Origin of the sequence: Margalitia sp. FSL K6-0131 (genome assembly GCF_038008735.1) — a bacterium.
In the GTDB taxonomy this organism is placed as follows: domain Bacteria; phylum Bacillota; class Bacilli; order Bacillales; family Bacillaceae_C; genus Margalitia; species Margalitia shackletonii.
In genome coordinates, this window is record NZ_JBBOZS010000001.1 from 2,339,264 (window position 1) to 2,351,682 (window position 12,419).

10 protein-coding genes are annotated in these 12,419 nt (G+C 35.5%); 8 read left to right on the forward strand and 2 right to left on the reverse strand.

From position 1 onward, the window contains the following. Positions 1-160 precede the first annotated feature (160 nt). The 7 genes from dinG (at position 161) to NSQ59_RS11435 (ending at position 7,761) form a co-directional block, all read left to right on the forward strand. On the forward strand, positions 161-2,971 hold the full coding sequence (dinG, locus tag NSQ59_RS11405) for an ATP-dependent DNA helicase DinG (protein WP_340831245.1): 2,811 nt from the start codon (positions 161-163) through the stop codon (positions 2,969-2,971). 189 nt (positions 2,972-3,160) lie between these two features. Beyond that, positions 3,161-3,331, forward strand: a complete 171-nt coding sequence (locus tag NSQ59_RS11410) for a YpmA family protein (protein WP_083489283.1) — start codon at positions 3,161-3,163, stop codon at positions 3,329-3,331. 11 nt (positions 3,332-3,342) lie between these two features. Then, a complete protein-coding gene (locus tag NSQ59_RS11415; RefSeq protein ID WP_055739467.1) occupies positions 3,343-3,825 on the forward strand; it encodes a cell wall elongation regulator TseB-like domain-containing protein in 483 nt (160 codons plus the stop codon). 595 nt (positions 3,826-4,420) lie between these two features. Further along, entirely contained in the window at positions 4,421-5,608 is a 1,188-nt protein-coding gene (locus NSQ59_RS11420; RefSeq protein WP_055741200.1) for a pyridoxal phosphate-dependent aminotransferase, read from the forward strand. Between the two features lie 143 nt (positions 5,609-5,751). Then, complete coding sequence (locus NSQ59_RS11425) at positions 5,752-6,447, forward strand: DnaD domain-containing protein (protein ID WP_055739468.1); 696 nt, start codon at positions 5,752-5,754, stop codon at positions 6,445-6,447. A gap of 161 nt (positions 6,448-6,608) precedes the next feature. Next, a complete protein-coding gene (nth, locus tag NSQ59_RS11430; protein WP_055739469.1) occupies positions 6,609-7,262 on the forward strand; it encodes an endonuclease III in 654 nt (217 codons plus the stop codon). Position 7,263: 1 nt separating this feature from the next. Beyond that, positions 7,264-7,761: a YpoC family protein gene (locus tag NSQ59_RS11435; protein ID WP_055739470.1), complete on the forward strand. Its 498-nt coding sequence runs from the start codon at positions 7,264-7,266 to the stop codon at positions 7,759-7,761. A gap of 80 nt (positions 7,762-7,841) precedes the next feature. On the opposite strand, the gene NSQ59_RS11440 is transcribed toward NSQ59_RS11435, so the two are convergent. After that, positions 7,842-10,472, reverse strand: coding sequence for a penicillin-binding protein 1A (locus NSQ59_RS11440; RefSeq protein WP_055739471.1), 2,631 nt, complete (start codon positions 10,470-10,472; stop codon positions 7,842-7,844). Positions 10,473-10,629: 157 nt separating this feature from the next. Further along, complete coding sequence (gene recU, locus NSQ59_RS11445) at positions 10,630-11,253, reverse strand: Holliday junction resolvase RecU (protein WP_340831252.1); 624 nt, start codon at positions 11,251-11,253, stop codon at positions 10,630-10,632. A gap of 580 nt (positions 11,254-11,833) precedes the next feature. Here recU and NSQ59_RS11450 point away from each other — a divergent pair. Beyond that, on the forward strand, positions 11,834-12,049 hold the full coding sequence (locus NSQ59_RS11450) for a hypothetical protein (protein WP_055739473.1): 216 nt from the start codon (positions 11,834-11,836) through the stop codon (positions 12,047-12,049). Positions 12,050-12,419 lie beyond the last annotated feature (370 nt).

Below are 12,419 nucleotides of genomic sequence, written 5' to 3' on the forward strand. Positions count from 1 at the left end.
CCTAGTGATCCTGGCAATTCAAATTATACCGCGTAAAATCTGAATTGTAATTTTACCTGATGTTTTATCCGCAGGGAGAAGACTTGGAAGTCCGCTAGACGATAGGTGCCGTAACTAGATAAAGAATTCAAGCACATGTATAAAAAATTAGGTGATTTTTATGAACGAGCATTTTGTTGTTGTGGATATAGAAACAACTGGTAATTCTCCGAAAAAAGGGGAAAGAATTATCCAAATATCTGCAGTGAAAATGAATAAAGAAAATATTATCGATCAATACACTACGTTTGTGAATCCCGAAATATCTATTCCGCCATTTATAGAGGAATTAACAGGTATAAATGAAAGTATGGTAAAAGATGCTCCTTCATTTGAAGAAATTGCACCTTTTCTAAGGGATTATTTGCAAGGGTGTATTTTTGTTGCACATAATGTCTTATTTGATCTTCAATTTCTGCAAAATGAGTTTGAAAGGGTGGGGGTAGAACCGTTTACAGGAAGTATGATTGATACGGTTGAATTAGCTAAAATTATTCTCCCTGACTCTGATAGTTATAAACTTATCGAACTGGCAGAAAGCTTGTCTTTAACACATGAAAGGCCGCATCAGGCTGATAGTGATGCGTTGGTAACAGCTGAATTACTTTTATATTTGTTGCAAAAGGCAAATAAGCTACCGCTTGTAACACTCGAGAAGTTAGCGGATTTTTCCATGCATTTAAAAAGTGATATTGATATTCTTTTTGATGATATTGTTATGGAGAAAAGAAAACATATTGAAGATTTACCGCATGATTTGGAGGTCTATCGAGGCATTGCCCTTAAAAAGAAGCAGCTCTCTGCTAAAATCGATCATTATAGAGAACCGTTTCAATACCCTGAAACATCTGTGGAAAAAGAAAGATTACTTTCTCAATATGTTGAGCATTACGAACGCAGAAATGGACAATTTGAAATGATGGACGCGGTTTTCGCTTCTTTTCAGCAAACGAATGATGCAGTCATTGAGGCTGGTACGGGGATCGGAAAGTCTATTGGTTATTTACTCCCAAGCATCTATTTTGCCTGTAAAGAACGAACGCCTGTTGTAATAAGTACATATACCATACAGCTACAGGAACAATTAATGAAAAAGGAGATAAAGCTATTATCCGACATTCTTCCTTTTCCGTTTAAAACTGTTTTACTAAAGGGGAGAAGTCATTATTTAAATATGTTTAAATTTGAACAGTCTCTATCGGAAAGGGACTGGCAATATGATTCCTTACTAACAAAAATGCAAATACTGGTATGGTTGACCCAAACGGTAACAGGAGACGTGGATGAACTAAACATATCCACCGGTGGAAGTGTTTATTGGAATAGAATCAAACATGATGGTTGGCATTTAACGAAGGAAAAGGATCCATGGATTTCAAGAGACTTTTACCTGCATGCCAAAAAAACAGCACTAGATGCAGATATTATTATAACTAATCATTCCATGTTACTGACGGAGCTTGTCCAAGATATTAAGTTATTTCCTGATTTTTCTTATCTTATTATGGACGAGGCACATCATTTGGAGCATGCAGCCCGTCAGCATTTGTCGATTTCACTAGGATTTAATACAAGTAAATTTTTGTTAAGCCGCTTAGGTATTTACGAAAAGAAGCAATTATATTATCAGCTGGAACGTTTATCAGACGCACAAAATATATCTGTTACAGTTCATGCATTTGAACTTGACTTCATGATTCATGAGCTAGATCTTTCCTTGGATGAATTATTTATGATGATTGGTCAGTTTATTCAACATTCCATTAATAAAAAGGAAAAATCTCAACCAAAATTACGGATTAGATTAACGGAGGAAAGTCGAAAGAAACCTAGTTGGGAAAAAATAAAATTATGTGCAGAGCAAATTGTTGCGCTTTTTACTGATATTAGAAAAGGCATCCAAGAAAGATTAGATGCCCTAAATCAACAAAGCGGACAGTTAAAAAACAAAGAAAAAGCTTTATTGGAAGAGATGTATGGATTTATAGGGGATCTGGAACAGCTTCAAAGCAGCATATCGTCACTTGTGCTTCACCCACTGGAACATCATGTATATTGGATAGAAGGGGATAAGCGTGCTCTGCCCAATAGTATTACCATAATGGCTCAACCGGTTTCCGCCCATTCTGCTTTAAACGAGAAGCTATTTGAAAAAATGAAGAGTGTTATTCTTACTTCAGCCACTTTAACCATTAATCATTCTTTTCACTATTTCAAAGATAGCATCGGGCTAAATTCAAATCGAAAGGTTATGGAAAAATGTATCCCTTCTCCGTTTGATTATGAAAAGCAGACAAAATTATTCATACCGAATGATATACCTGAAATTCATCAGGTTTCCATTCAAGAATATGCACAAGACATCACCAATCATCTTATCGGTATTGCTCAAGCAACTAAAGGAAGAATGCTTGTCTTATTTACCTCTTATGAACTATTAAGATTGGTTCATGATTATATGAAAGCTTGCGGATTATTGGAGGAATTTATTTTGATTGCTCAAGGAATCACTTCCGGGAGCAGAACACGACTTACGAAGAATTTCCAACGTTTTGATAAAGCAATACTTTTTGGAACGAACAGCTTTTGGGAAGGTGTCGATATTCCTGGTGAAGATTTATCATGTTTAGTAATGGTACGACTTCCATTTTCTCCTCCAGATGATCCAATCACAGAAGCCATTAATGAGAATTACAAACAAAAAGGGATTAATGCTTTTACGGCACATTCTTTGCCGGAAGCAATCATTAGATTCAAGCAAGGATTTGGCCGTCTTATAAGAAGGAGTACGGACAGGGGCGTTGTGATTGTCTTTGACAGAAGAATAGAAACAACCAGTTATGGAAATGCATTTATTAAATCCATACCTCCTTTGCCAATCGAGCACGGCAATTTATCGGACATTATTGATAATATCGAAAAATGGTTATAGAAACATTTTAACCAATAAAAAACGCTGCAAAATGCAGCGTAAATAAGTGTGGACTAGAAGTATTTTTTAATAATTAATCATCATTTACTGTTGTTTTACTGTTATAATGATGAAGTGTAATTAATTTTATTGTTGCCTTATCGTGAGGACCATATGAGTAACAAAATTTGTGTGTAAAGGAGGATGAAGATGGAGAGTAAAATTGAAGTATTATCTTCTGTAAAGATTGAACATCATTCCGATTTATATAAAATTGTGGACGCATTAAATCGAACTTTAAAAGAGGAAGATCTAATGTTCGGTCTTGCATTGGATTCAAAGGACGATAAAAAGGCAATTTTTACGATATACCGTACATAAGAGGGTAAAATATGAAAAAATGGATATTAGGAATCAGCATAGTTGTAGTAGTAGGGATTATCGGATTATTTGTAAATGTTTATTTTCAAGCAGTAAATCCATTAAATTCGGCGCATCAAACCGCAATAACAGAGGCGAAGCAAAAAGCAAATCTTGTTTCCGCTGATCAGTTTTATCAGTTTAACGGTACTGAGAACTATTCTGTTGTGGTCGGGAAACAAAAAAACGGTACGAAGGTAGCTGTTTGGATCCCGGAAAATAAAAAAGAAAATGTAACGATTATGAAATGGGCAGATGGAATATCAAAAAAAGAAGCCTTAAATAAACTTATGGAGAAGAAAACTCCAGCGAAAATTTTAGGAATTCGTCTTGGAATGAAAGACCAAATGCCAGTTTGGGAAGTATCCTTTTTAGATAAATCAAAAAAACTTAATTATTTTTATATTGATTTTCCAAAAACAAGTAATCATTCAACATTAATTGAAAATATTTAAGGCTCTTTTATTAACATCGAATAGCGAGAATAATATTCAAGGAATTATGCCCGTAACGCTGGCTGATATGGAATGATGGGAACAATACTAGGAGAATCGTGCCCGATATGGGGACTGACATGGATATACGGGAACAATACCGGGAGAATCGTGCTCGATATGGGGACTGACATGGATATACGGGAACAATATCGGGAGAATCGTGCCCGATATGGGGACTGACATGGATATACGGGAACAATATCGGGAGAATCGTGCCCGATATAGGGACTGACATGGATATACGGGAACAATACCGGAAGAATCGTGCCCGATATGGGGACTGACATGGATATACGGGAACAATATCGGGAGAATCGTGCCCAATATGTTGGCTAACCTCGAATAACGGGAACAATCCTCGAGGAATTGTGCACTATGTTGATTTCGTTAAGGGAACCCTAATAATTATTTTTACTTAGGGAACGTATGACAAAAGAAGCCCCGAAATGGAATCTTCATTAAGAATGAGAATCAATTTGGCATAGAAAAAATCTTGCGAAAATAGCTATATTTAACTAAAAGTGGATAGAAAAGGCAGGGAGAACCAATGGAAATTACTTTGGCAAAACGTGTTAGTGCTTTAACTCCTTCAACAACATTAGCGATTACAGCAAAGGCAAATGAAATGAAAGCGGAAGGAATCGATGTAATCGGTCTTGGAGCAGGTGAACCGGATTTCAATACTCCAGATCATATTATTGAAGCCGCAGTAAGGTCTATGAAGGAAGGAAAAACGAAATATACTGCGACAGGAGGTCTACCTGCCTTAAAGAAAGCGATTATCGATAAATTTATCCGTGACCAAGGAATTGATTATAAACCTTCTGAAATCATTGTTACGAATGGTGCTAAGCACGCATTATATACTCTTTTTCAAGTCATTTTAGACGAAGAAGATGAAGTAATAATACCAATTCCATACTGGGTCAGTTATCCGGAACAAGTAAAACTAGCAGGTGGAAAATCTGTGTTTATTACTGGTACGGAGGAAAATCAATTTAAAATCACGCCGGAACAATTAAAAGAAGCGATTACACCAAAGACAAGAGCGTTTATCATTAACTCTCCAAGTAATCCAACCGGAATGATTTATTCTAAGGAAGAGTTAAGAGCATTAGGAGAAATTTGTTTGGAAAATGGAATCATCATTGTTTCGGATGAAATATACGAAAAATTAGTATATGATCAACATCAGCATGTATCCATTGCGCAAATTTCGCCACTTCTTAAGGAACAAACTATTATTATTAATGGTGTATCAAAATCTCATTCTATGACTGGCTGGAGAATAGGATATGCGGCTGGAAATGAAAAGATTATTAAGGCGATGACGGATTTGGCGAGTCATTCTACATCTAATCCGACTACTCCTTCTCAATATGGATCGATAGCGGCTTACAATGGAACACAAGAACCAGTTGAAGAAATGAGAAAAGCGTTTGAAGAAAGATTAAATATAATCTATCCTAAGTTAATAAGTATTCCAGGCTTCAGCTGTGTGAAACCTCAAGGCGCCTTTTACTTATTTGTAAACGCGAAAGAAGCAGCTGAAATTACAGGATATTCATCAGTAGACGCTTTTGCAAAAGGGTTATTAGAAGAAGCTAATGTTGCAGTAATACCTGGATCAGGTTTTGGAGCAGCAGATTATATTCGACTTTCATATGCAACATCTTTAGCAAATTTTGAAAATGCGCTAACAAGAATTACATCATTCATTACTAGAAAAATGGCTGAATAATATAATTCCTTATCTCTTAAGAAAGAAATCGGCTTATTTGCCGGTTTCTTTTTCTGTCTTATTCATTCTAGGATAGAATGGAAATCTATTTCGATTCTCAAGAGCAATGCACCATGATATACTTATAAATGAGGTGTCCGATCATGGATAAAGAAATAATGATGACATGGATGGAAGAAGGTAATCTCCATATTCCACAACTTTTATTGTCAAAATATAAGAAAATAGGCTTGAATGAAACAGAATTAGTTTTGATACTGCAAGTTCATTCTTTTCTGGAAAAGGGGAAGGACTTTCCAACGCCGGAAGAGCTTGCAAATAGAATGACAATTCCTGATAGTATTTGTGCTTCTATCCTTGGAAAGTTACTTCAACATAAATTTATTTCCATAGAAGAAGGTTATGCTGAAAATAATATCCGCTACGAAAAATATTCGTTAAGACCTTTATGGGAAAAGTTAATAGAGGAGCTCATCTATGATAAAAAGCAGGACGAGCTAGAAAAGAATTTGATACAGGAAACGAATTTATATACCACATTTGAAATGGAATTTGGAAGGCCATTATCTCCCTTGGAATGTGAAACTTTAGCGATGTGGCTTGATCAGGATCAGCATAATCCGGAAATTATTAAAGCTGCATTAAAAGAATCCGTCTTATCTGGAAAAATCAACTTTAGGTATATCGACAGAATTCTTTTTGAATGGAAAAAGAATGGGATTAAAACCATTGAACAAGCGAACAAACACGGCAAAAAGTTTCGCGAACAACGCAAATCTACAAATGTTGCTTCAAAAAGTACAAATACCGTTCCATTTTATAATTGGTTGGAGCAATAAGAAAAGCATAAGCGCAGCCGCTCAAACGCAGGGATGAGTGAAATTAACACTTCAAATTTCTCCTGATGTTGACTTTTCCTAAAGGCGACGGAGAAATCCGTTAACCGATGGCTGCTTGCGCCAGACAGGATTAAATGTAAGAAGTAAGGTGGTATTGTTAGATGTTAAACCAATCGCAAATCCGTTTTTGCCTTGATGAAATGGGAAAAATGTTTCCGGAAGCACATTGTGAATTAAATCATTCCAATCCCTTTGAATTGGTCATTGCGGTTTCTTTATCAGCTCAATGTACTGACGCGCTGGTAAATAAAGTAACAAAACAATTATTTCAAAAATATAAAACACCAGAAGATTACTTATCCGTTTCGCTTGAGGAGCTGCAAAATGATATAAGATCAATCGGTTTATTTAGAAATAAAGCGAAAAATATTCAAAAACTTTCTCAGATGCTTATCTCGGACTTTAATGGGGAAGTGCCAAAGGATCGTGATGAATTAACAAAATTGCCTGGTGTCGGCAGAAAAACAGCGAATGTAGTTGTATCTGTTGCATTTGGAGAACCTGCAATTGCAGTGGATACTCACGTGGAAAGGGTAAGTAAGCGTCTAGGATTCTGCCGTTATAAGGATAGTGTTTTAGAGGTTGAAAATACTCTGATGCGAAAAGTACCCCGTGAAGAGTGGTCTATTACTCATCATCGCATGATTTTCTTTGGCCGTTATCATTGTAAAGCCCAAAATCCGCAGTGTGAAATATGCCCGCTTTTAGAATTGTGCCGTGAAGGAAAAAAACGAATGAAAAAGAAAGTGATATGAATTGGATATTACCGTACCAAGAGAACTCAAACATCCTTTATTTTTCCCTGATGTAAATTTAAAAGGGATAGGTAGGGAAGGAGAAGGTATATTCTTTTTTCCTGAACTCTTATATTACACTGAGCATAGCGGGCTTGCTCCATGGCTAAATTCGGAAAATGAAATTCCTAAATTAGCTGATAAATGGAAACGGATAAAGGATGAATTAGTCTCATTGTTAAAGAAGCGCAATATAGATATAGGTTTGCAAATGTTAAAAGGTATTGAAATATATTTTACGCTATTATTTTGGAGCAACGAAAAACCGGTTCAATTATTTGAATGGGAAAAGGAAGTTAAATTGTTGGATTGTAAGCCTATAAACTTGGTAGAACGTCTAGGATTCATTGTGGCTAAATACCATACTTATCCTGCTTTTATCCAACTCTCGGAGCTTTTCACAGAGCAGCAAAAACACTATGCCAGAAAGATTACAATCGAAAAATATAAACAAAAATAAGGCTTCTCCTTTGTTGTTAAAGGAGAAGCCTTATTTTTGTTTTTTATAAAGGAGTGCCGTTCATGCACTCCTTTATAAGATTAACCATTATTATCACCAGGAGGATTAGGCGGTTGTGTTTGATTGTCTCCGTTATTTTCATTGCCAGTATCATTGCCACCGCCGCCATTATCATTACCGTTATTATTTCCGTTATCATTGCCATTGCCATTATTACCGTTGCCATTATTATTACCATTATCATTACCGTTGTTATTTCCAGAACCATTATCGTTGCCATTACCGTTGTTATTACCGTTGTTATTACCATTATCCCCATTGTTTTGTCCATTTCCGTTTTCATTCGGATTCGGAACGGTAACCGTGATGACAGCTGGTTTACTTCGCTCTCCATTCAAGATAGCAGTAATTTCGAATGTATAGGTAGCACCCGGCTGAGGATTTGCAATGGTCATTGCTTTATCGCTGGTTGAACCTAGTGAATTCTTAGCACCATTAATAGTACTAGTAACTTCAAAGGTGACGCCAGCATTTGCTTTAGGATGATCCCATGTTAAATTGATTTCATTCGTATCCTTATTATAACTTCCTTTTACATTTGTAGGGGACTCAAGCTTATCATACTTTTGCGATACTTGAGATGGTTCTTCATTGCCCTTTACAAATAACTCATAAGAGATTTTATCATTTGGAGTTGATGGACTCGGTTTCTGTGCAGGGTTCGTGCCAATTTCAACCGGCAACTTCACAACGCTGTTTGGCATTTTAAAGTCTTCTGGTTGTTTCCCTTGCTCCACATAACTAATTAAATGCTTGAACATAAGCTGTGCAATATGCTGATTAGGACCAGGTGCAATATAATTCTTTCTATCAGGGTATCCAGTCCAAATAGCACATGTGTAATCCGTGTTGTATCCTGCAAACCAAGCATCCGGAACAGCTCTAGAATCAGGAATATTGTATTTTCTCATTTCCTCATCAGAATAATTGGTTGTTCCAGTTTTGCCTGCAAGGTTTAATCCTGGCACATATGCATCTCTACCTGTACCAGTAGGAGCAGTAAGCACGTCTTTTAACATATCCGTAATCATATATGCTGTATAATCACTCATGGCAATTTTTGGCTTGATGTCATTTTTCACAACCGTATCCCCATCGCGAAGGACGATTTTTCTTACTGTATGCGGTTTATTGTAAATGCCATTATTTCCAAATGCGGCATATGCTCCTGCCATTTGTTCAGGGGAAACATTAATTCCTCCTCCAATAGCGGATGATTCATAGATAGTATCAAAATTAAATCCTAAATTTGCTGAGAATTTTTTCGCATTATCAAAACCAACATCCATTAATGCTTTATAAGCTGGGATATTTCTTGATTCATATAATGCCTTTCTCATGGACATCTGGCCTTTATACTGTCTGTCCCAGTCGTGTAATGGTATATTTCCATGCTGATAATTGGTTGGTGTATCCATTAATTGATGGTACGTGGACCACTTATTAAATTCGATAGCTGGCCCATAATCGAGAATAGGCTTAATAGTGGAACCAGGTTGTCGTTTTGTATCAACTGCATAGTTCATTCCTCGTAAGACTTTTGGATTGCGTGAACCGCCAATGGCGCGAACTTCGCCAGTTTTCGTATCGAGCAATGTGACACCAGCCTGAAACTTATCATCTGGATAGTTAACAATTTCATTTGTATTCATCATTTTTTCTGTATATTCTTGAGCTTTCGGATCTAATGTCGTATAAATTTTTAAGCCATCGGTGAAAACATTATAGTCGCCCATAGATTGAACTTCATCTATTACAGCATCCACAAATGCGTCATATTTTTGCTTAGCTTTTGTACGATTTTTTTGTTTCACTAATCCATAGGTAATTGGAACCTTTTTGGCATCCGCCATTTGCTGTTTGTTGATTTTATTATGCTGATACATTAAAGAAAGAACAATATTCCTTCTTTTTTCGGCCAATTCAGGATTATCAAATGGATTGTAGTTATTTGGACTCTGTTGTATACCAGCAAGTTCGGCTACCTCTGGAAGAGTTAATTTGTTCAATGGCTTATTGTAATAATACTTTGCAGCCGTTGCAATTCCATGAACACCATTTCCCATATAGATCTTGTTTAGGTACATTTCTAATATTTCATGTTTTGTATATTGTCTTTCCAATTGAATGGATAGCCATGCTTCCTGTGCTTTCCTTTTCAGTGTTTTTTGTTCGGATAGGAAAGACATTTTTACTACCTGCTGTGTTATAGTACTAGCTCCTTCAGCACCAAATCCACGAGTTAAATTGGCCCAAACAGCACCACCTAAACGAATTGGATCAATCCCATGGTGTTTATAAAAACGGGCATCCTCCGTTGCTAATACTGCATCTTCCACAAGTTTTGGTAAATCATCGTATCTTACATAAATTCGATTGACTGAACCTATTGTTTCAACAAGATGATTATTTTTATCATAAATTTGCGATGCTACAGGGTCTGTTAGCATTTTTTTGTTTAATTTAGGAGCGCTGCTTGCATAATAAGCAAAAGTAGCTACTCCAGACAATAATCCAATCAAACAAATGAGAAAAAAAGCAAGGAACAATCTTTTAAAAAGAGACCGTTTTTTACGCTTTCCTTTTTTATTTGGAGCCTTTGACGTTTGTTGTTTTCGGCGTTCCTCTCGTGTTTGATATTTATCTGCCATAAAAAAATTTCCTCTCTTCCCAACTTTAAAGGTTATTAAGTATTTTCGTAAGTATTATTCGTTGTATTAAATTAAGCTTGTTTTACACATATGAAATGTACTTAAAACAACAAAGATTACGAAAAGAGACTTATTTAAAGTTGTTGTTCAAAAAACATTATGAATTAGTTTCCCCAAAATGATATAGATGGTTAATTATATTAATATAATCGATTCGAGGCTGTATTCCAAGTGAAATCTTATGTCCAACTTCCTCAATTTCAACTTTTTTGATCGATTTTCGTCCACCTAATACCATCCTATCCCAAAATTTAAAGAGATATTGGCTTTCTAATAGAAAAATATCTTCTGATTTTGCAAATCGAAGAATGACAAAGCATATACCATTTTGTTCTACAATCCTTTTCATATGCTCAATTTGATGAGCATGAAAATTTTGTAAAGGGAATGAAGTAATATTTTGTGTTTCTTTTGCCTCAAAGTCTATATATCTACCACGATATACTCCATTATAATCAGTTGTCGAGGGCTGTTTAAAATATGCTTCCTTGATGACAGCAGTACTTCTTGATTTGTAATCTACCTGAACAATTTGTACAGGAGTTGGCTTTTTATGAATGACGGCTATTCCTTGCTCTAAATAATATAAATTTGTTTCGTTTAAGTCTGATTCTAGGGTCATACCTCTATTACTATACGAAATATTTTTCGGTAAAGTTGGCTTCTTTTTGACCGTTTCCATCTGCACATATTTTTTCCCATTTGGATAGTGGAGATCCATTAGCTTATCACCTCACATGCTAAATTATATCATAGCAAAAATTATGGTGAATAAAATAACATTAATTCTGTATATCATTATTCGACGAATTTACAACCTTCATTGTTTCACTAAATATAAGAAAATATTGTGTCAATATGCTCTTTAGAAAAAATTAATTGTAATGTAAGGTTCTTTTCTTAACTTTATTGCTAGAAAACAACCTAACGCAAAAAAGGAAAAGCATAGGCTCATTCTTTCCTGCTTTTCCTTTTTAAACTGTAAGCTAAAATATTTGGTTTAGGTTGAAGGTCTATTTGGTCCAGAGAGCTTTGGATTGCCATATCCAGCTTTGGAATCTTGTTTTTTTTCCTGCTTTTCTTGCAGTTTCTTTTCTTTGCTATCCATAAAGATCCACCTCCATTGATTAGTGTGTTCAACATTCCTTAACATCATGCATCAGATGTCGAATGGTGCCCGCTTTTTAATGAAGAACACTTTCTTTGCCGAATAACTTCTAGTTTTGTCAGGTGAGAAGGGAGATAGAAATGAAAACAGAATTATATATAACAAAACTTGTCTTGTTTGGAGGTCGAACAATATGATCGAAAAAAATGAAGTGTTACAAATGCTTGACAATTTGGAACAGGAGGTTTTGAAACTAGAAAAGAAACTAGAGAGTCAAATGGATATGGAGAAACTTAAAGTAACTCGACAAGTGGAAATGGATTATTATCATTTAGAGAGAAAGATGGCATTGCTAGAAGAAAAGGTAAATAAAAGTGTTTCCTATAGAATGCTACAATCATTTGCCTAACCTGTATTGTATTGAAGGACTAGAAACAATAAATATTTTTTTAAAAGAAATTATATAATCAATGTAGTTCTCGGTCGAGCGCCAGAAGCCATCGGATATCGTATTTTATGTTTCCTCCTTTCAGGTAAGGGTATTAGGTAAAATTGCATTTCAAATTTTACTCGGTGAAATTTGCAGTGCCAATTTCTCAAGTTGTTGAGCTACTTCACTGTGTTTCCTTTTTCTCAGTCGAAGCCTACTAAATCCGAATACCAATGGGCAAGGAACTTCGCTTTTCTTATGGAATCAGCTTAATTTTTTGACATATAAATAATGAAAAAATATAATAAATGTGCATTTAGTAGCTCATAGGCTACTTTTTCTCTATGTA